The organism is Nocardia sp. NPDC005978 (genome assembly GCF_040614455.1).
Taxonomy (GTDB): domain Bacteria; phylum Actinomycetota; class Actinomycetes; order Mycobacteriales; family Mycobacteriaceae; genus Nocardia.
Genome location: NZ_JBEXUS010000140.1, coordinates 1 through 19,103, shown reverse-complemented (window position 1 = coordinate 19,103; position 19,103 = coordinate 1). Strand labels below are relative to the sequence as shown.

Sequence of the window (19,103 nt, the reverse complement as noted above, 5' to 3'; positions counted from 1 at the left end):
GCGCGGCCGACGGGACGCGTTCCGGCGGGCGCGGCAGACGCGGGCGCGGGACGGCCGGTGACGGCGCGGCGCGTACCGACCGCGGAGCCGGTCACAGCGCCGGGACCGCTGCCGGCGACGGCGCCGGGACGAAGAACGCACGGGGCCAACGCGGTTCAGCGGGCGACAGCACGGCGCGCAACGGTACGGATCAGTCCGGCCGCGAAGCCGCACAGGCCGCGGCCGCCGACGCCGCGCTGCCGTGGGACACGACCTCGATCCATCAGGCGCTGCTGTCCGGCATGCTCTCCCACATCGGCGTGCGCGAGGCCGAGAGCCGAGAGTTCCTGGGCGCGCGCAACGCCAAGTTCATGATCTTCCCTGGCTCGTCGCTGGCCAAGAAGGCCCCGCGCTGGGTCATGGCCGCCGAGTTGGTCGAGACCTCACGCCTGTGGGGCCGCACCGCCGCGCGCATCGAACCCGAATGGGCCGAACGCCTGGCCGGCGATCTGGTGAAACGCACCTACTCCGAACCGCATTGGTCGTCCAAGCGCGGCGCGGCCCTGGCGTACGAGCGGGTCACGCTGTACGGCATTCCCCTGGTGACCCAGCGCCGGGTGGACTTCGGACGCATCGATCCCGAACTCGCCCGCGAGCTGTTCATCCGGCACGCCCTGGTGCAGGGCGAGTGGCAGACCCGGCACGAGTTCTTCGAGCGCAATCGCGAATTGCTGGAGGACGTGGCCGATCTCGAACATCGCGCCCGCCGCCGCGACATCCTGGTCGACGATCAGGTGCTGTTCGACTTCTACGACGGGCGCGTCCCCGCGGACGTGGTGTCGGTCCGGCACTTCGACGCCTGGTGGAAGCAGGCCAAGCGCGCCGATCCCGCGCTGCTGGACTTCACCGCCTCCACCGTGGTGAACGAGGACGCGGCGCTGCTGGATCCGACCGCGTTCCCGGACAGCTGGCGGCAGGGCGAGCTGATCCTGCCGCTGACCTACCAATTCGAGCCCGGGAACGCCGATGACGGTGTGACCGTGCACATTCCCATCGCGCAGCTGGCGCACGTCCGCGCGGTCGGCTTCGACTGGCTGGTCCCCGGCATGCGCGAGGAACTGGCCACCGCGCTGATCAAGACGCTGCCCAAACAGCTGCGCCGCACGGTCGTGCCCGCCCCCGATTACGCGAAAGCCGCACTGGCCCAGCTGACCCCGCGCGCGGAACCGTTGCGCACCGGGATGGCCCGCGAGCTGTCCCGGCTCGGCGCGATCACCGTCACGCCCGCCCAGCTCGATCCCGGCGGACTGCCCGATCATCTGCGCATGACCTTCGCCGCGACCGACGCCGCGGGCACGCTGGTCGACCGCGACAAGGATCTGGCCGCGCTCAAATCCCGGCTCGCGAACCAGGTCTCGAAGTCGGTCGCCCGCGCCACCGCGGCCGCCGAGCGCGCGCCGGCGGCGGTGTGGACCTCCGAATCGCTCGGCACCCTGGAGCCGACGGTGCGCCGTCAGGTCGGCGGGCAGACCATCACCGGTTATCCCGCACTGGTTCCCGAGGGCGAGGGCGTGGCGGTGCGCGTGCTGAGCTCACCGGGCGAACAGGCCGCCGCCATGCGAACCGGCACCCGCACGCTGCTGCTCAACGCGCTGCCCACCTCCGCGCGCTCGGTCACCGCGGCGCTGCCGCCCACCGATCGCCTTGCGCTGAGCCAGAATCCGTACGGCTCGCTGGACGGCCTCATCGAGGACTGCCGGGCGTGCGCGGCCGACGAGTTGATCGCACAGGCCGGTGGGCCGGTACGCAGCCCGGATCAGTTCAAGGCGCTCGTCGAGCGGGTGCGGCCGAATTTCACCACGGCCGTTGCCCGGACCGTGCGCCTGGTCGTGCCGGTGCTGGCCGAGGCGCACCGCGTCCGCGCCGCGCTCGCGGACAATCGCGACCGCGACGCGGGCGAAGACGTGCGCCATCAGCTCGACGATCTGGTATTCCCCGGCTTCGTTTCCGAGTGGGGCAGTACGCGATTGCGGGAGCTGCCGCGCTACCTCGAGGGTGCGCGCCTGCGGCTCGAGGCGCTGCCCGCCGCGGCCAATCGCGATCGGCAGGGCATGGCCGAACTCGACCGCGTGCACGCCGCCTACGACCGGCTGCTGGAGCTGCTGCCCGAGGGGCGGCGCGGTGGACGCGACATCACCGAGATCTGGTGGATGATCGAGGAATTGCGGGTGAGCCTGTTCGCCCAGCAACTCGGCACGCCGTACGCGGTGTCGGTCAAGCGCATCGAGAAGGCGATAGAGGCCGCACGAAAGCCCCCGGCCAAGCGCTGATTTCGGGCTCGGGCGGGGGCTTTTCGTAACGATGGCCGAACGGGCTCCGGTGCGGAGCCCGTTTCGGCCGGGCTGTCAGTCCGCGGCCGCGCCCACCGCGTGTTCGGCGCGGTGCTTGCGGAGTTCGGCGATCTCGTGCTCGAAATCCTCGGCGGAACTGAAGGATCGGTACACCGAGGCGAACCGCAGGTACGCGACCTCGTCGAGATCGCGCAGCGGTCCGAGAATGGCGAGACCGACCTCGTGGCTGGGCACCTCTGGGGAGCCCTTGGCGCGCACCGCGTCCTCGACCTGCTGCGCGAGCAGGTTGAGGGCATCGTCATCGACCTCACGGCCCTGACAGGCGCGGCGCACACCGCGTATGACCTTCTCGCGGCTGAACGACTCACTCACACCGCTGCGCTTGACGACCGACAGGATCGCGGTCTCCACGGTGCTGAACCGGCGCCCACACTCCGGGCAGGCACGTCGCCTCCTGATGGCGCTGCCTTCTTCGGCCTCACGTGAATCGACAACCCTGGAATCGGGGTGGCGACAGTACGGGCAATGCATCCGTGATCCTTCGTCGGGGCCTGGGCTCCTCAGCAACCCCGAGGATACCCGGACGAGCGCCATCGGCGTGCGTCCGCCCGGGCGCCGCGCGTGGATCAGGCCGTCAGCCGCCATTCGGCTGTCATGTCACCGATCAGATCCGGCAGCCTGCGCAGCAGTCGCCCGGCGGCCAGTTTATCCGAGAAGGGTTCGGCCAGAATGGGTCTCGCGACGGCCTGATTCACCGACAGCTCGAGGTAGCGGGGCAGCAGATCATTGGTGATGTAGTTCCACCGCGTGTCGCGATCGGCCCAGTTGAACGCGGGCAGCGGGGTGCGCAGTGACATGGTCCCGGCGGTGATCGTGGTGGGCGCGAACACACCGGGGGCGCGCACGCCGGGCACCGCGGCCTTGCCGGCAACCGTGCTGACATAGGTCAGCACCCGGCCCATGGCGCCGCGACCGGAGGAGGTGGCGTCCCACTGGTCGGCGATGATCTGGTTCTGCTCGCGGTCGGTCATGCGCAGCGCCGCGTCGGCGAGCCCGGCCGGCGTGCCGCCGTCGATGCCGCGCCACGCCAGGACCGCGTTCTCGTCCAGGACGCCCGCGCGGTACATCTCCTCGATGGCGGCCTGTCCTTCGGCGGCGTACGCCTCGTGCATGGGGACCTGGTCGATGAAGATGTGCTTCTGCATGATCATCAGCCGGGTCTGGTACCAGGACAGGTCGGCGGCGGTGAGCCGTTCGCCCTCGGTGGCCAGCAGCCGGATGTCCGAGGGCAGCAGGTCCAGCAGTTCGGCGGGAGTGCCGCGCAGCAGGTCGGCGACGGTGTTGCCGACCTGGTGCAGGCCGGGGACGCTCACGATGGCCGACACGTCGCCCATGTCGAAGAAGCCCGAGGCGAAGGAGCCGCCGGCCAGCCCGGCCAGGCCCAGCCAGTAGAAGTCCGGATGTGCGTTGTTCAGGCGCAGGTAGTTCACGTAGACCTGGATGAAGGTGTGTGAGTTCGTGGCCACACCGCGGTCCGGGTCCCAGGCGGCGAGGTCGATGCTCGCGTTACGCGCGGCCACCGCGAGCCAGTACTGGTGCAGCAGGGTGGCGTAGCGCTGCGGCGCGATGTTCGCGGCGCGCGCCTGGTCGACGGCGACGCGCAGTTCGTCGGGGTCCAGCGGCAGCGCGGGGTGCAGACCGCCGCCGCCGGCGCCATCACCGTTGACCGATGGCAGGTCCAGGTACGCGGCGTAGGCGGGTTCGGCGTGGACGGCGGGCGCCGTGACGAGTCCGGCCAGCAGGCAGGTGAGCAGAACCGTCAGACGGAGCAGACCGCGTGTCCGGCGTGTCCGGCCAGGCGCCCTCCCTGACGAAAACGGGTGGTGGCCCGTGCCTGTGGTGCCGTGCGCCATTGCGCCCCCTTGTGCGGTAAGTGCGATTCGTGTGACCGCACGCCGGTCCACCTGGCCCGGCGCGTATGTATCCGCTGTCACATTCTTGGGGCACCGTAGCAACGCGTTTCAGTTTTCAATCTATATTTCCGGCCACTACCGCGACGGCCGCAAAACGCCGTGCGAGCGGGCTATCGGCGGGCGATCCCCGGCCGGTGACGCTTCCCCCACGCCATCGGAACGCGCTCGGACCGCCCACCGGCTATCTGGCGGGGCCGGGCGCGGGCACGATCTCCACGACCGGGACGGTTTCGGCGCCGAATTCGCCCGCACGCAGCTGGGCCAAGCCCACCAGGCCAGCGACAGCAACCGCGGTGAGCAGGGCGGACACCGCGAGTGCCGCGAAGCCGATCTGCGCGCGCTGCACACGATTCAGCGGATGCGCGCTGCGGGCGCGCCGGGCGATCAGGTGGGCCCGGGTCGCGCGCGGGCGCGCGAGCGCGTGCGCGGGCACACGTGGCGCGCGCCGTTCGAAGGCGAGCACGCGTGCGGTGCCCGCGACCCGGTCGGGGACGCCGTCGGCCCGTAACTCCCAGGGGAGGCTGTCGAAGCCGAGATCGCCGCCGAGAGTGTCGAATTCGCTGATCAGAGTGCCCATTGAACGAACCTCCTGGGGTGCGGGCCGGCTGGCCCTGGACGATTGACTCGCTCATGTGTTCGAAGAACTGATGTTCGAATTTCTACCACGCCCCGCCGACAAAGTCGCGCATTTGCGCGACATGCGTCGAACAGATGTTTGATCAGTCGGCGCTCGCGGTCTACAGTCGAGGCACAAGATCCCCGGAGCCGTGGCAGCAGTTGCCGCGGGTGCGAATTCCGGTGAGACACAGCGGTGAACGGAGGACTGCGGCGGTGAGCGAACAGGGCGGTGTGGAGAGTGAGAGCGGCCCGGCGGATCACGCCGGCGACCGCGGCACTGAAACATCCGGCGCGGCGGCGGATCTCACCGTGCGCCAGCGCAAGGTGCTGGAGGTCATCCGCACCTCGGTGAGCGACCGCGGCTATCCGCCCAGCATCCGGGAGATCGGCGACGCCGTCGGCCTCACCTCCACCTCCTCGGTGGCGCACCAGCTGCGCGCCCTCGAGCGCAAGGGCTTCCTGCGCCGCGATCCGAACCGGCCCCGCGCGGTCGACGTCCGCGGTCTGGATGAAACCGCGGTGCGCGCGACTTCCGGTGTGGCGCAACTACGTTCGGTGACGGCCGAGCCCGAGTCGGGCGACCATCCGGCGCCCACCTACGTGCCGGTGCTGGGCCGGATCGCCGCCGGTGGCCCGATCCTGGCCGAGCAGGCGGTGGAGGACGTGTTCCCGCTGCCGCGCGAATTGGTCGGCGAGGGTTCGCTGTTCCTGCTGAAGGTCGTCGGCCAGTCGATGATCGACGCCGCCATCTGCGACGGCGACTGGGTCGTGGTCCGCCAGCAGAACGTCGCCGACAACGGTGACATCGTGGCCGCCATGATCGACGGTGAAGCCACCGTGAAGACGTTCAAGCGCACCGGTTCCCAGGTGCTGCTGATGCCGCACAACCCGCTGTTCGAGCCGATCCCGGGCAACGACGCCCAGATTCTCGGCAAAGTCGTCACGGTCATCCGCAAGATCTGACCGTGCACGGACTGCCGTGACCCGGCTCCCGCCCCGCAGACCGGGCGCCGGGTCACGACAGTCGTGACAGCTCGTCAGGTGACCACACCCGTCCACACCGCACGCGAACCCGAGTCACCTACCCGGTAGGTATGCACCGTCGCCGCCGTCCCGGCCGCGATCGCGACGACCGCCACCAGCGCCAGGGCCGCACGCCCCACCGGCCGATTCCGCCCCGCGCGCACATGCACCAGGGCAACCAGCGCGGCGGCCACCACCAGCGGCACGATGTAAAAGAGCGTGTCGTCGCCCAGGTTCGCGTGCTCTTCGATGGCCGGACTCCCACCGCCGAGCCGCTCCCGCAGCCATTCCCCCGCCGTCGTGGTCAGCGGCGTCAGCACGACCACCACGACCGCGAGCACCGCGGTCAGCCAGACGAACCGCCGGCGCGCGGCGGGCCACAGGGCGCAGAGCACCAGCAGCGCCGCGGTGAGCGGCACCAGGACCACGAGCCCGTGGACCAGCAGGACATGGGCGGGAAGCCCGCGAAATGTGGACATGTCGACGCCCTCGATTCAGCACAGCGGCCACCTGGTACCAAGAACAACGTAGGCGGGCGGGCGCCGGTTCGACAGCAAAAAAGGGAGAACGCGGCCCGCGCGTTCTCCCTTTTCGGCTGTGTGGTGCCGCTCAGTGCGAGTCCGGCTGCGGCCCTTGGTTTTCCGGAGCGGGGACCTGATCGCGGGTGATGCGCCGGGTCACCGCGTCGGGACGCTCGATCCGGGTCGTGGCCTGGTCGGCGTCCTCGCGTTCGGAGACCGCGGACAGCAGCACGGTCGCCTCCGGGTCGCCCGTCGTGGCGCGAGTCGGGGGCGCGGTCATCGCCGGGCCGGTCATGGCGGGCACGGGACGAGCGGCGGCGGGCGGGGTCGCGCCGGCCGGCGGCTCGATCAGTGTCGAGCCGACCAGGGACTGGTCGTCGGCGGCACGGACCGGCGGGGCGGGCGGCTGATTGAGGGAGGAACCGGCCAGCGGCTGATCACGCGGGTCGCCCGGCAGGTCCTGACCCGCACCGGCCGTATCCCGGCTCACGCCGGTGAGCCGCGGTGGTTGAGCCGGATTCAGGCCGACGAGCGGCTGATCGTGATTGGCGCCCAGCAGCTCGGGGTCGTGCACGGCGCCGGCTGGCTGATCGGGCCGGGCCGGGTGCGGCGCGGAATCGGGCGTCCGGCTCTGGGCGGGAGACACCGGGGGCTGAGTTGGGTCGGCGGGCGTGGTCAGGGTCACCGGCGGCAGTTGCACCGAAGCGCCGGGGACCAGCGGGTCGGCCGAGAGCGCGGCGAGCGTGTACGGCGCGGGGCCCGCGGGCGAACCGGCCGCGGCGGGCGCGGCGGCCGGCGGATTCGCCAGCGCGGCGGCGTCGCGGGCGAAGCCGAGTACCTCGTATTGGGCGCCGATGGTCATGGCCGCGCCGTTCTTGGTGTGCGCGATGAAGCCCTGATTCGGGCCCATGACGCGGCGCAGCGATTCCAGCCAGCGATGATCTAGAACACGACAATCCGCCCACGGGAAGTACTCGAGTCCGGTGCGCAGATAGAAGCGCTCGCCGATTCCCGCCTGCCGCAACAGGTCCAGCAACCAGGCATCGATCCGATTGGGCTGGGCGTTGCGGTAGATGCGCGTCAGCGGCGGCACGACCCCGCCGGAGAACTGACCGAAGGAGTTCAGCAACTCCCCCGAAAACTCATCGACCCTGACGAAACCGACAACGTCGAGACCATGCAGTTGCTCCGGAAGTTGCGCCGCTAACCTGCGCTCGTCATGCAGTTTGAACTTCCTATTGATGTTCTCTGTGCGCATTTGTCTCCGGTTCCCAAGAACAACTCCCCGGAACCCTAACATGAACCCAACCGTTTCAAACCGAGTCGGTCAACCGGCCGGTAACCGCCCGAAATGGCTGCCCGCAATAATTCCGCTACTTATAGAAGCGCTGTTGGCGAGTGCGGTTCGGGTCACCTTCGACTAGGAGTTATAGGCGTTTGCGCTGATCTCGTCCCGCGTCCGCGGACCGGGATTCCCGGCGGCCCGGCAGTTGCTGTGCACGGCGACCGTGAGCCTGCTATCCGCGGACTCGGGCGACCGCGTTCAATAGGCGACGGTGAATCGCTCACCGATGAAGGCGTCGTCGCGCAGCGCGTCGAGGATGGCCTCGGCGTAGTCGCCCACGCTGATCCGGCTCTCGCCTTCGGCATCGGTGAGCGGGGTATCACGGGCCTCGGCCCGGTACGCCCCGGTCGCCGCGCCCGGTACGAGATGGACCGGCGGCGGGCTCACGTAGGACCATCGGACCGCGCTGCCGCCCGCCCGCAGGATCTCGAGCGCCTCGCCCTGATCGCGGGCCGTCTCCAGATACTCGGCGGGGAAGTTCGGCGAGTCCACGAAGCGCTGTCCGGGCGCGTATTCGAGACTGCCGCCGCCACCGAGGAACACCAGGCGGTCGACCCCGGCCGCCGGCAGTGCGTCGAGCAGCGCCAGCGCGCCGCGCGGCACCAGCCGGTCCGCGCCCTTGACCGCGACGACGACCGCGTCGTGCCCCGCGACAGCCGCGGCCACCGAGTCCGCGTCGGTCACGTCCACGGTGCCGCTGTCCAGTGGCGTGACCTCGAGGCCGCGGGCCAGCGCCGCCCGTGACACGGCTCCGCCGAGATTGCCGGTGGCCCCGATGACGGCGATCCGCACCGGCGGATACACCGACTCCAGAAAATCGGCGATGAGCGGCACTATCTCGGGCAGCTTCTCCTCGAGCGCGAAATGCCCGGTGTCGAAGATATGGACCGCGGCGTCCGGAAGGTCGCGGGTGTAGGCGTGCGCACCCGGTTCGAGGAAGAAGGCGTCGTTGCGACCCCACAGCACGAGCGCCGGCGGCCGATGCGCGCGAAACCACTGCTGCCAGACGGGATAGAGCGCGAGGTTCGAGTGGTAGTCCAGCGCCAGCCGCACCTGGGCGTCCTTGCGGCCGGGCAGGTCCAGGAAGTGCTGATCCAGGGTCCAGCCGTCGGGTGCGACGAGTTCGGCGTCGGTGGTCCCGCCCTCGTACTGCCCACGGGTGACCGGCAATTCGAAGAGCCCGCGGACATTATCCTCGGCACCGGGCACCCCGGGCATGTTCGCGATCGTGGCGCGCGCCAGGTCGGACAGTCCCTCGTCGTAGGCGTTGGCGTTCTGCACGATGAGCCCGGCGATCCGGCCGGGGCGGCGGGCGGCGAGCCGCATGCCGACCGGGCCGCCGAAATCGAAGGCGTACAACACGAATCGATCGAGCCCGATTCGATCGAGCAGTCCTTCGACGATGTCGGTCAGCCGTTCGAAGGTGTACTCGAACCCGTCCGGCGTCTCGGTGTGCCCGAAGCCGGGGTAGTCGGGGGCAATGATCCGATAGCGGTCGCCGAGGGCGTCCATGAGCCGGCGGAACTGGTGCGAAGCCGAGGGAAAGCCGTGCAGCAGAAGTAATGCCGGTGCGTTGTCCGCCCCGGATTCCCGATAGAAGATCCGTACCCCGTCGACCTCGGCGAAACGGTGCCGAATGGAAGGAACGTGCGCTGCCGCCATATCGAAACAGACCTCTCTGAATGCTCTTTCCCAGCCGGTTTATCATCGGTGGTCCACCGGGGGTGATCAACGGCGAATCGATCAAGAGTCGTCAACCACCGGGCAATGATCGTGAAGGCGTTTGGTGGAGCGGTACGAGATCGAGGTATTCCTGACACTGGCCGAGGAATTGCACTTCGGTCGCACGGCCGAACGGTTGCGGGTGTCCACGGCGCATGTCAGCAAGACGATCAAGGGGCTCGAGCGCCGCGCGGGGACCGCGTTGTTCGAACGCACCAGTCGCAGAGTGGAACTCACGCCGGTCGGCAGCGCCCTGCGCGAGGAGCTGGGGCCCGCGTTCGAGCGGATCCAGCGGAGCCTGCGAAATGCCAAGCGGGCCGGACTCGAGATCCGGGGCACCCTGCGCATCGGCTACTTCGGATCGGCGGCGAGCCGCTATCTGCTGGGCGTCGCCGAGCGGTTCGAGGCCCGCTACCCCGAGTGCACGGTGCGGATCACCGAGATGCAGCTCAGCGACGGCGCCGCGCGGCTGCGCAGCGGCGAGGTCGACGCGATGGTCTGCTGTTATCCGATGCTGGAACCCGATATGACCATCGGGCCGCCGCTGTACGAGGAGGCGAAGATGCTCGCCGTTCCCGTGGGCCATCCCTTCGCGACCCGGTCGTCCGTCACCCTGGAAGACCTCGCCGAGGTCACCATGATCGCGAATCCCCCGGCCCTGCCCGTGGAGTTCGACGAGTTCCACCACCCCCGGTTCACCCCGTCCGGCCGCCCGATTCCGCACGGCCCGGCCGCCGCCACCTTCCAGGAGATCCTCGCGCTGGTAGGCGCGGGCCGGGGGACATATCTCACGACCGAGCAGGCGCCCCTCTATTACCTCCGCCCGGACGTCGCGTTCGTCCCGGTCACGGACGCCCCTCCCCTGCGGTTCGGCCTCGGCTGGCTGAATTCGGCGCTCACCCCGCGCGTCCGGGCGTTCGTCGAAACAGCTGTCGCGCACGAGGACTGAGGACTTCGGCGTCCGACCGGCGGCTCGGTGCCGGGCAAGAAGGATTCGCTCCGCCGGAACGCCGGGCGCGCGCGGCTTTCGTCGGCGGGACTCGGCCGGGGTTCCGCACAGCGGGTGTCTCTGCGCCGTAGATGTATCTTCTCTGGGGAATGGCTCACGAGAGAGGTCGATCCCTTGGCAGCACTCCGGCACCCGGACGACCCGGGCGCGACCTTCCGCAGGTACCTGAGTTCGGTTGTGCTGCATGCCCAAGCGAGCGCCAAGGCCGTGGACCTCGGCGCGACGGACCTCTACGCGCTCAACATCCTGGATCTGGCCGGGCCGATGACGCCCGGCGAGCTCGGCGCCCGCACGGGCCTGACCACCGGCCCCACCACGCGCCTGATCGACCGCCTGGAAGCGGCGGGCCATGTCCGCCGGACCGCCGATCCGGGCGATCGCCGCAAGGTCATCGTCGAGCCGATCGACAAGCCGGCCGACCTGGACGCGGTGCTGGCGCCCGCCCGGAGTCGCCTCGCCGACATCGTGGCCGGCTACACCGCGGAGCAGCGGGCGGTACTGTTCGACTACTTCGACCGCGCCGCCGAGGCTTTCCAGGAGTCGGTCGCGGACCTGCCGAAACGGCATCGCTGACGCGCGTGCCGATGCTGTGAGCCCGAGCCGCGCGCCTGTCGGCGGTCATCGCGGCGATCAGCGGCCCGGCGCGGCGAGGCGGCTCGCCCGCTCCCGGGCTTCGCACCGCTCGACTACTTGGCCGGAACCGGCAGCCCCGGCAGTCCCGCCGCAGGTGCTCCCGCGCCCCCGGTGGAACCGATGTCCTTGTAGCCGAACACCTTCCACTCGCCGTTCACCTTCATGAGGTCGACGTATTCGGTGACCGAGCCGGTGGTCGGCTCGGCCTGACCGGGCGCGCTGCCGGTCAGGCGAACCACGGCCACGATGCGCAGCAGGGTGTCGTTCTGGCTGATCACGGCCGATTCCGTGACCGTGCCGGTCATACCCGCCCCGGCCTCGGTAAGCATGCTGAGCATCGCTTTGGTCTGGCGGACCTGCTCTTTCAGGGTGTCGACCGTGGCAGCGGTCATGGCCGCGTTCCACTTGGCCATGGTCTTGTCACCCGCCACGTCCACGGTGTACGCCGTGGCGAGAAACCTCGCCCCCGCGGCAAGCGCCCCCGCCCGATCCGCCTCCTGCGCGTCGATCGCCGCGACCCTCGACCGCGCCGCCGCCCCGATGTCGGCGAGATGCCAGGCTCCCGCCCCGGCGCCGCCCGCCACCGCCACGACGACACCCGCCACCACCGTGACGACCGACCGCCGCACTCGGTCGCCCACCCGCGGCAACCACCGGGCCCGTCCCCGTGCGGCCCGGTCCAGAGCTCTCCGTCCGGGCGAATCACCGCCCGCCCCAGCCGATTTCTCGCCGGTTGCCGCCGACCGCGAGTGCTCCGCGGCGGTCTCCCGCTCGGTGCCGTCACTCTGTACACCCCGCCGCCCACCCGGGGACTCCGGACCGGCATCCACCCGCGGCTCGGCACCCGCTTCCGGCCCCGCAGATCCGATGGCCGCTGTATCGACAACGCCCCGAGCCCCGACGCCGGGTTCCGGCGTAGCCGTCCCGGCCTGCTCGGAGTTCGTGGCCGGCGCGGAGTCCGACTTCGGCAGTGACGCGACCGGTTCCATCGCCGCGGAGCCGGTCCACGGATCCGGGACGGCGGAGTTGGTCGTTGATGGTTCGAGCGCCGTATCTTGTTCTGTCTGCATCGGTTTCGGTCTTTCAGCGCGGAGTTTCGGCAGCCTCTGGCGGTACCGGAGCGGGCGATTCGGGAGCGGCGGCAGGAGCGGCAGGAGCGGCCGGGGGCAGGCCCGCGGCGGGGCCGTAGCCGGAGACCCGCCAGCGGCCGTCGAGGCGACGCAGGTCGATCAGGGCCGCGCTGCTGCTGGTGCCGGGGTCGGCGGCGGGATCGGTGCGGCCGGTCGATTCGATGACCGCGAGCAGGGTGACGGCGTCACCGTCCTGGGTGACCACGCCGATCTCCTTGACGGTGCTGCTCATCTCCAGGTGCGCGGCGACCAGTTTCTCCAGGACCGCACGCCACCTGGTGAGCTGGTCGTGCATGCTGTCGGTGGTGGCCCCCAATACCGCACTGTCCCAGCGTTGCAGACTCCCGTCATCGACGGTGAACATGGTGGTCAGGAAGGCCGATCCGGCCGCGAGCGCGTCGACCCGGTCCGTGGCCCACGCCTCCGCGGCGGCCACCCGGTCAGTCGCCTGAGCGCTGGTGACCGCGAAAACCCCCAGGGCGGAGCCGCTTCCGCCCAGCAGCAGCGCCGCCGCGGTCGCGGCGGCGATCAGCCTGCCCCGGGTGACCTCTGGCCCCCGGTCCCGCCGGGCGACAGATTTCTTCGGTGCTGTCTTCGTCATCTCCGCTCCTGCTATCGCGGTTGTTCGGGCTGGGCAGACGGGCCGGGCTGTGCGACGTCCGCGGCCAGGGCCTGGTCCCCGCGCCCGGAATCGACCGCCTTCCAGCCCCCGTCCACGCGCGCGACCTGAACCCACACCGCCGACAGCGTCTTCACCGGATCCGGGGTCTGGAAGTTCTGGGTGCTCTCCTCGAGCTGCGCGACCACCCGCACGGTGTCCGCCGTCTGCTCGGCGCAGGCCGCGTCGCCGACGGTCGCGCTCTTGCGCAGCTGACCGGAGGTGATGAGCGCGGCATTGGCTGCGGCGACCTCGGCGGTGGCGAAGTACTCGTGCACCGGACCCGCGGTGAGCTCGGCCATGCGGCGCGTCCATTCGTCGGGCTTGCGATAGTCGAAGTTGTTGGCGGCCAGCAGGAAATCGGTGCCCGCGGTGCGCGCGGCGGTGCAGTCGGCTTCCTTGCGGCGCAGCTCGCCGAGCGAGGCCGCGAGCGCGTCGTTGCGATCGGAGAGTTCCCAGTTCCGGTAGGACATGGCCCCGACCACCGTCGTGACCACCGCAAGCGCTGTCGCCAGCGCGAGCAGCGGGATGGGAATCCCCCTGTCGCTCCATTCTTTCCAGCGAGTGTTCATCGGTACCCTTTCCTCACCGAGTGCCCGTGCCGGTGAGCGTGTTTCATCAGCGCGGAATGTCCACCAGCAGCCGGAATCCGCGCCCGTCCGGGAACGCGGCCAGCAGACCGTCCATGGTCTTTCCGAGGTCGACGTACGAGTTCTCCACCGGATCCAGCAGATACGGCCGCAGCACCTCCAGTGCCGGGCCGCCCTTGCCCACCAGCGCGGTGAGGTACTGCATGAGCCGCCGCCCGAGCGGAATGAACGGGATCACCCGCTGCCCGCCGCTCTCCTCGGTGATGTCGATCAGCTGATCGAGCAGCACGGGCAGCTCCGGCAGCAGGGTGCGGCCCAGCCGTTCCACGCTCTGCTGCAACAGCATTCGCTTGTCGCCCGAGGCTTCGGTGGAAGCCCCGGCCAGGAACCCGAGCAGGCGTTGCACCAGTTCCCGGTTCTGCCGCAGGGTGATCGCGAACATGGACCCGGATTCGACCAGCTTCTCGATGCCCGGCCCGGACCCGGCGATGGCGGTATCGGCGCCGGACAGGATCGTGTTGATCGCCTCGGCGTCGATCTGCGCCATCACCCCTTGCACGCCGCCCAGTGCCCGGGCGATGGTGAGCGGCTGCACCACCTGGGCGGCGGGCACCGTCTCACCGTCGGAGAAATACGGTCCCCCGGCCGATTTCGGCGTGAAGTTGATGTACTGCTCCCCCACGGCCGAGAGGTTGGCCACGGTGACCACCGAGTCCCGCGCCAGCGGATACTCCGCGTCCACCCGCATCCGCGCGAGCACGCCGCCCTCGGACTTGCTCAGGGCGACAACCTTTCCCACCTGCAACCCGTTCAGGGTCACCGGTGAGGTCTCCATGAGCCCGCCGGAGTTCGGCAGCACCGCCGACACCTCCACGGTCCGAGCGCCGGGCCGAAATCCGAAGACCCCGTAGGTGAGATACAGCGAGGCGCTCACCGCCATGATCACCATGGCCAGCGCCGAGGCCGCGACTTTGCGGGTCATCGCATCAACCCCACGAGTTTCAGGATCGGACCGACCCGATCGCGGAAGGCCTGCTCGTTGGCCGCGACGACGCGGGCGTCGGCGACCGGGTCGCCGGTGAGCAGCTCGGGCGCGGTCGCGGGCACGACGTCGCCGATCACGATCGACGGCAACCCGCGCGCGGACAGGAAGGGCACCATCTTGTTGTGCAGCAGCGCGTTCGCGGCGGCGATGGTGCGTGGCGCCTCGTTCGGGGCGGCCATCAGCGCCTGCGCCAGCGGGGTCCACACGTCGAGGAATCGATTGACGTAGTCGAGGCGCTTGCGCACCCCGGGATCGTCCGTGTCGATCAGCACCTCGCCCGCGTAGGCCGCGAGATCGCGAATGCCCTCGATGAAGTACATGATGTCGGGCAACACCCGATTCACCACGCCCAGCAGCACCGGCGCTTGGTCGAACAGGAAGCGCCACACGTCTTCCGCCTGCCGGAAGGTCTCCAGCGAGGTGGTCGCGTTGTTGAGGATCTCGCTCAGTTCGCCGGTGCTGTCCCCGACGCGTTCGATGGTGACCGCCAGCTTGCTCATGAAATCCCGCACATCCCCCGCGTCCGGTGGAAAGGCCTTGTTGACGTCGGCGATGAAGCTCTGCGCGAAGGGCACGTTGCCGCCGCTGACCCAGCTGACCACCGCCGTCATGTACTCCTCGACGCTGGTGGGCACCTTGGTTTGCGTGATCGGGATGACGTCCCCCTGACCCAGGGTTCGTCCCGAAACCCGTTCGGGGATAGAGAGTTTGACGAAGGTGTCACCGAACAGGGTCTGCTGCGCCATCTCCACCCGGGTCTCGGCGGGCAGGCGCACGTCCCGGTCGATGGCCAGCACGGCGCTCGGCTGGAAGTAGGGCTGGCGATCGGCGGGCAGTTCGGGCACGGCGGCGTCCGGGCGCGGCCGCACCGCCATGGATTCCACCACCCCGACCTCCGCACCGTTGAGCACGACCTTGGTCTTGAGCGGCAGGGACAGCACATTGCCGAACTCCACCCGTACCTGATAGGTCGGCTTGCCGTACCGGGTGCCCGGCAGTGGCATGTCCAGCGGGCGCACCGCGCAGCCGGCCAGGGCCACCACCGTGAGCAAGCCCAGCACCATGGCGTACCAACGTCTTGCGCGCATGGGGCTCATCGTCCGCCCGCCGCCGACAACAGCAGTTGCACCAGTCCCAGGTCCACGGTTTCCCCCGGGGCGAAGTCGCGATCGCATTGCGCGAACCACGGTGCGGCCACGGCGCACACATCCCGGGCCAGGGTCGGATCGATGCGGAAGCTCGGTGGCACGTACTGCAACCGGCCCGCGCCGAGGTTCTGGTCGAACAGCTTCGCCGCGCCCGCCAGCGCGGGCGGAATGTTCTCGACCAGGTCCACGACATTCCCCGTGTGGTCCAGGATTTGGAAGACGACCGGCATCGCGCCGTCGAGACCGGCCATCAGCACCCGGCCCCATTTGTAGACCAGCAGATTCGCCAGCGGCGGCACCCAGACGGCGATGTCGCTGATCATGGCGACCAGATCGGGTGCGATCCGGGTGATGATGTTCACCGCGTCGGTGGTGGCGTCGAGCAGGAAGTCCGCGTCCCCGGCGCCCTGGTCCAGATTCACGCTGATCTTGCGGAATTCCTTGAGGACCGCACCGACCAGATAGTTCGCTCCCGCCGCGGAATCGCCGAGGATGTCGGACATGTTGCGGATGGCCCCGTTCAGCGGCACCGCGTTGTCCTGGACCTGGGTGGCGATGCGGGCGAGCGAGTCGCCCAGCACGTTCGGCGGCGCCTCCTGCAGCGGCGCGTCGTGCGGCTTGCCGGTCAAATCCTCCGACAGGTTCGCCACCGCCCGCATGGCCTCGGTGAAGCCGACGGGAGTCTTGGTGCGCTCCTTGGGAATACAGTCGCGATAGTCGAAGGTCCCGCCGCCGGTGTAGGCCGGGCCGAGTTCCACCCGGCGATCGGTGACGATCGAATTCGCGATGGTGACCGCACCGACCTCCCGGGGCAGGCGCACCTTGCGGTTCACGGTCATCCGCACCAGCACTCCGTCCCCGTGCGGCTCGATGCCGACCACGTTGCCGACCTGAATGCCGAGCACGGTGACCTTGTTGCCGGTGTAGAGCCCCACCGCGTCCCGGAATTCGGCGCAGACCGTGATGGGCGCGGCGGTGCTGTCGTAGTACTGCTTGCCACTGATCGCGACGGTCAGCCCGGTGATGAGCGCGACCACCCCCACAGCGGCGGTCACCCGGGCGCGCCAGGTGCGGGGCAGGATCCGTCCGGTGAAGGCGCGCAGCGGATTACGTGGCGACATGATTCAGCACCCCGTCTTCCCGGCCGGGCACAGCGGGCTGTCGGTGATGGTGGCTCCCGAATGGTCGAGGCGAACGTAGGGGTTGTCGGTGTTGCGCGCGAACCAGTCCAGGAGTTCGGCCAGGTTCCGGTTCAAGCTCGCCATCGCCTCCTTGTTGCCGAGCAGGTCGGCCACCGATTTGTCCATGGAGTCGTAGAGCGGTTCCAGCACCGGGCCCAGTTGCTCGTCGGCGAAGCGGAAGATCGGGGTGACGTAGTCGAAGGCGCGCCGAATCTGACCGGCGAGCTCGACCAGGCCGTCCCGATTGGCCGCGACCACCCGGTAGATCTCGAGCACCCGCGTTCCGGCCAGCCGCAGTCGGTCGAGCTTGTTCATCAGTGTTTCGAGGTATTCCTTGGCCACGTCCAGGGCCCGGGAGAATTCGTCGCGGCGCTGCGCGATGATCCCGGACAGGCTGTTGACGCTGGTCAAGATGCCGTGCAGGGCGGCGGGCTGTTCCTCGAAGGCGCCGGCGAGCTTGCCGATGGTCTCGCGCAGCTTGTTCGCGTCCAGCGCGGCCATACTCGGCGTGATCGCCTCCATGGCAGCGGTCAGGTCGTACGGCGTACTGGTGCGCTCACGCGGAATCACCGTGCCCGCGGCGGAATCCGGCCCCGCGGGCTCGACCGAGAGATACCGCCCGCCGATCGGGGTCAGGAGTTTGACCACGACCCGGGAGTCGATGCCCACCCGCACGTCGCGGTCGAGCGCGAAGGCGATCTCGGCGTGGTCGCCGACCAGCTCCACGTCGCGGACCTTGCCCAGCGAGATGCCCGCCACCCGCACGTCGTCGCCGACCCGCACGTCGCCGGAGTTCCGGAACTCCGCGCGAAACAGCGTCTCGCCGAACGGGATCACGAAGGCAGCCACCGCGACCACCAGGGCCACAACCGTCAGCAGGATGGCCGCGACGCCGACTCGGAATTCGAACCGGGTCTGCGCCTGCGCGCTGCGAACGGTGAAGCGTGGCTTCTTGATTCGGAATCGGCGTGGGCGCGCGGGTGCGCCGTCCTCGGCCGGTGCGTTCATCGGCACTCCCCCATGCTCTCGGCCCCCATCAGAATCACGGTCGGGATCGGCAGCCCGCCCAGGCAGCTCCATTGCTCCCCGGCCTTCGGCTCGTGGGTCCAGTCGTCCAGGCGCTGGGCGGCAAGCGGTGCGGCGGCCAGGGTTTCACGGATGAAGCCGGCCAGCTCCGGGCCCAGCACGGCGTTGTACAGCCGATCCATTCCGGCGAAATTGTCGTAGTAGATGCCCGCCAGCCGGTCCAGCAGCGGCATCGCCGCGTCCAGACCGGGAATCGCTTTGTCTATCAGGATCTTCAGCGAGTCGAGCTTGCCGTACAGCTGGTCCACCAGGTCCAGGACCTGATCGATCATGCCGTCGATCTTCGGCGACTGGCCCTGGAAGCGGTTGAGCAGACTGGAGAAGTTGTCCGCCAGCAGCGTGACCACCGGCTCCTGTGTCGAGGCGACGGCCAGGATCTGGTTCAGGCTGTCCATGACCGGCCCCAGCCCGCGCCCGTCGCCGGAGACCACCAGCATCAGGTTCTCCAGAAAGCTGTCCACCGAACCCGAGGACAGCGTCTCGAAGATCGGCCGGACCGCGTCGAAGAGCTCGGAGATGTCGAAGGATCCGTGCGTACGCTCGATCGGGATGACGGACCCGGGGGGAATCGTGTTGCCGGGCGCGACTTTCTGTTGCAGCGCCAGGTAGCGGTCGCCCATGAGGGAGGCGAACAGGATCGCGGCTTCGGTGTTGGCGTAGACGTCCTGGCCCTGTGCCACGGTGAATTCCACGTAGGCGACCTGACCGTCGAGCTGGATGGCGGTCACCTTGCCCACCTGCACACCCGCCATGCGCACGTCCGAGCCCTTCTTCAGGCCGGAGACGTCGCTGATGTGCACGGCGTAGGCGCGCGTCGGCTCCTTGATCGGGGTCTGCAGCGCGGTCCAGATCATCGCGCCCATGAGCGCGATCACGAGGCTGACGATCGCGAGGCGGATCGCCGCGGAGCGGGCGGATTTCATCGCGGACCGCCTTCGGTGGGAGCGGGCTGCCCGAACAGGCCCGGCGGGATGGCCAGGCCCGGAATCTGCGGCAGGCCGGGGTGGGCTGACCGGGAGGTTCCGGTGTGATTGCTGTCTGCGATGTGTCGGCGCCGAGATATGCGGCGTAGCCGTCATGGGCGGTAAGGC

Annotated in this window: 18 protein-coding genes; 4 read left to right on the top strand and 14 right to left on the bottom strand. The window is 69.5% G+C overall.

Annotated features, from left to right (window positions below; all coding sequences use genetic code 11):
- A partial coding sequence (gene hrpA, locus ABZ319_RS36215) for an ATP-dependent RNA helicase HrpA (protein ID WP_354991085.1) occupies positions 1–2,309 on the top strand: 2,309 nt, incomplete at its 5' end.
- A gap of 75 nt (positions 2,310–2,384) precedes the next feature.
- Here hrpA and nrdR read toward each other — a convergent pair.
- The 3 genes from nrdR to ABZ319_RS36200 all read right to left on the bottom strand — a co-directional run bounded on the left by nrdR (position 2,385) and on the right by ABZ319_RS36200 (position 4,880).
- Positions 2,385–2,861: a transcriptional regulator NrdR gene (gene nrdR / locus ABZ319_RS36210; RefSeq protein WP_354991087.1), complete on the bottom strand. Its 477-nt coding sequence runs from the start codon at positions 2,859–2,861 to the stop codon at positions 2,385–2,387.
- A 95-nt stretch (positions 2,862–2,956) separates the two neighbouring features.
- Entirely contained in the window at positions 2,957–4,243 is a 1,287-nt protein-coding gene (locus ABZ319_RS36205) for a hypothetical protein (protein ID WP_354991084.1), read from the bottom strand.
- Positions 4,244–4,484: 241 nt separating this feature from the next.
- Positions 4,485–4,880: a hypothetical protein gene (locus tag ABZ319_RS36200; RefSeq protein ID WP_354991083.1), complete on the bottom strand. Its 396-nt coding sequence runs from the start codon at positions 4,878–4,880 to the stop codon at positions 4,485–4,487.
- 272 nt (positions 4,881–5,152) lie between these two features.
- On the opposite strand from ABZ319_RS36200, the gene lexA reads away from it, so the two are divergent.
- Positions 5,153–5,884 carry a transcriptional repressor LexA gene (gene lexA / locus ABZ319_RS36195; RefSeq protein WP_354991086.1) on the top strand — a complete coding sequence of 244 codons (732 nt, stop codon included), beginning with the start codon at positions 5,153–5,155 and terminating at the stop codon, positions 5,882–5,884.
- A 74-nt stretch (positions 5,885–5,958) separates the two neighbouring features.
- On the opposite strand, the gene ABZ319_RS36190 is transcribed toward lexA, so the two are convergent.
- The 3 genes from ABZ319_RS36190 to ABZ319_RS36180 all read right to left on the bottom strand — a co-directional run bounded on the left by ABZ319_RS36190 (position 5,959) and on the right by ABZ319_RS36180 (position 9,472).
- On the bottom strand, positions 5,959–6,423 hold the full coding sequence (locus ABZ319_RS36190; protein ID WP_354991082.1) for a DUF2231 domain-containing protein: 465 nt from the start codon (positions 6,421–6,423) through the stop codon (positions 5,959–5,961).
- A gap of 130 nt (positions 6,424–6,553) precedes the next feature.
- A complete protein-coding gene (locus ABZ319_RS36185; RefSeq protein WP_354991081.1) occupies positions 6,554–7,723 on the bottom strand; it encodes a hypothetical protein in 1,170 nt (389 codons plus the stop codon).
- A gap of 285 nt (positions 7,724–8,008) precedes the next feature.
- A complete protein-coding gene (locus tag ABZ319_RS36180) occupies positions 8,009–9,472 on the bottom strand; it encodes an alpha/beta fold hydrolase (protein WP_354991080.1) in 1,464 nt (487 codons plus the stop codon).
- Between the two features lie 124 nt (positions 9,473–9,596).
- On the opposite strand from ABZ319_RS36180, the gene ABZ319_RS36175 reads away from it, so the two are divergent.
- Together ABZ319_RS36175 and ABZ319_RS36170 are read left to right on the top strand one after the other, a co-directional pair.
- The gene (locus ABZ319_RS36175; RefSeq protein WP_354991079.1) at positions 9,597–10,481 is read left to right on the top strand and encodes a LysR substrate-binding domain-containing protein; all 885 of its coding nucleotides are present in this window, start codon (positions 9,597–9,599) and stop codon (positions 10,479–10,481) included.
- Positions 10,482–10,655: 174 nt separating this feature from the next.
- Positions 10,656–11,114 carry a MarR family transcriptional regulator gene (locus ABZ319_RS36170; RefSeq protein ID WP_354991078.1) on the top strand — a complete coding sequence of 153 codons (459 nt, stop codon included), beginning with the start codon at positions 10,656–10,658 and terminating at the stop codon, positions 11,112–11,114.
- Between the two features lie 113 nt (positions 11,115–11,227).
- Here the strand turns inward: ABZ319_RS36170 and ABZ319_RS36165 are convergent, their stop codons facing one another.
- The 8 genes from ABZ319_RS36165 to ABZ319_RS36130 all read right to left on the bottom strand — a co-directional run bounded on the left by ABZ319_RS36165 (position 11,228) and on the right by ABZ319_RS36130 (position 18,935).
- Positions 11,228–11,815: a hypothetical protein gene (locus tag ABZ319_RS36165; RefSeq protein ID WP_354991077.1), complete on the bottom strand. Its 588-nt coding sequence runs from the start codon at positions 11,813–11,815 to the stop codon at positions 11,228–11,230.
- 442 nt (positions 11,816–12,257) lie between these two features.
- Positions 12,258–12,905, bottom strand: coding sequence for a hypothetical protein (locus tag ABZ319_RS36160; protein ID WP_354991076.1), 648 nt, complete (start codon positions 12,903–12,905; stop codon positions 12,258–12,260).
- A gap of 11 nt (positions 12,906–12,916) precedes the next feature.
- Positions 12,917–13,534 carry a hypothetical protein gene (locus tag ABZ319_RS36155; protein WP_354991075.1) on the bottom strand — a complete coding sequence of 206 codons (618 nt, stop codon included), beginning with the start codon at positions 13,532–13,534 and terminating at the stop codon, positions 12,917–12,919.
- 46 nt (positions 13,535–13,580) lie between these two features.
- A complete protein-coding gene (locus ABZ319_RS36150; protein WP_354991074.1) occupies positions 13,581–14,534 on the bottom strand; it encodes an MlaD family protein in 954 nt (317 codons plus the stop codon).
- Positions 14,531–15,685: an MlaD family protein gene (locus tag ABZ319_RS36145; RefSeq protein WP_354991073.1), complete on the bottom strand. Its 1,155-nt coding sequence runs from the start codon at positions 15,683–15,685 to the stop codon at positions 14,531–14,533. Before ABZ319_RS36145 ends, ABZ319_RS36150 begins: the two co-directional genes overlap by 4 nt.
- A 5-nt stretch (positions 15,686–15,690) precedes the next feature.
- Positions 15,691–16,866 carry an MlaD family protein gene (locus ABZ319_RS36140; RefSeq protein WP_354991072.1) on the bottom strand — a complete coding sequence of 392 codons (1,176 nt, stop codon included), beginning with the start codon at positions 16,864–16,866 and terminating at the stop codon, positions 15,691–15,693.
- A gap of 3 nt (positions 16,867–16,869) precedes the next feature.
- Positions 16,870–17,934, bottom strand: coding sequence for an MlaD family protein (locus tag ABZ319_RS36135; RefSeq protein ID WP_354991071.1), 1,065 nt, complete (start codon positions 17,932–17,934; stop codon positions 16,870–16,872).
- Entirely contained in the window at positions 17,931–18,935 is a 1,005-nt protein-coding gene (locus ABZ319_RS36130; RefSeq protein ID WP_354991070.1) for an MlaD family protein, read from the bottom strand. The genes ABZ319_RS36135 and ABZ319_RS36130 overlap by 4 nt, the downstream gene beginning before the upstream one ends.
- Between the last annotated feature and the right edge of the window lie 168 nt (positions 18,936–19,103).

Coding starts and splice junctions, on each gene's coding strand:
- ABZ319_RS36200 (WP_354991083.1), bottom strand. CDS start 4,880: ATGGGCACTCTGATCAGCGAATTCGACACTCTCGGCGGCGATCTCGGC.
- ABZ319_RS36180 (WP_354991080.1), bottom strand. CDS start 9,472: ATGGCGGCAGCGCACGTTCCTTCCATTCGGCACCGTTTCGCCGAGGTC.
- nrdR (WP_354991087.1), bottom strand. CDS start 2,861: ATGCATTGCCCGTACTGTCGCCACCCCGATTCCAGGGTTGTCGATTCA.
- ABZ319_RS36185 (WP_354991081.1), bottom strand. CDS start 7,723: ATGCGCACAGAGAACATCAATAGGAAGTTCAAACTGCATGACGAGCGC.
- ABZ319_RS36155 (WP_354991075.1), bottom strand. CDS start 13,534: ATGAACACTCGCTGGAAAGAATGGAGCGACAGGGGGATTCCCATCCCG.
- ABZ319_RS36205 (WP_354991084.1), bottom strand. CDS start 4,243: ATGGCGCACGGCACCACAGGCACGGGCCACCACCCGTTTTCGTCAGGG.
- ABZ319_RS36160 (WP_354991076.1), bottom strand. CDS start 12,905: ATGACGAAGACAGCACCGAAGAAATCTGTCGCCCGGCGGGACCGGGGG.
- ABZ319_RS36140 (WP_354991072.1), bottom strand. CDS start 16,866: ATGTCGCCACGTAATCCGCTGCGCGCCTTCACCGGACGGATCCTGCCC.
- ABZ319_RS36130 (WP_354991070.1), bottom strand. CDS start 18,935: ATGAAATCCGCCCGCTCCGCGGCGATCCGCCTCGCGATCGTCAGCCTC.
- ABZ319_RS36150 (WP_354991074.1), bottom strand. CDS start 14,534: ATGACCCGCAAAGTCGCGGCCTCGGCGCTGGCCATGGTGATCATGGCG.
- ABZ319_RS36145 (WP_354991073.1), bottom strand. CDS start 15,685: ATGCGCGCAAGACGTTGGTACGCCATGGTGCTGGGCTTGCTCACGGTG.
- ABZ319_RS36135 (WP_354991071.1), bottom strand. CDS start 17,934: ATGAACGCACCGGCCGAGGACGGCGCACCCGCGCGCCCACGCCGATTC.
- ABZ319_RS36190 (WP_354991082.1), bottom strand. CDS start 6,423: ATGTCCACATTTCGCGGGCTTCCCGCCCATGTCCTGCTGGTCCACGGG.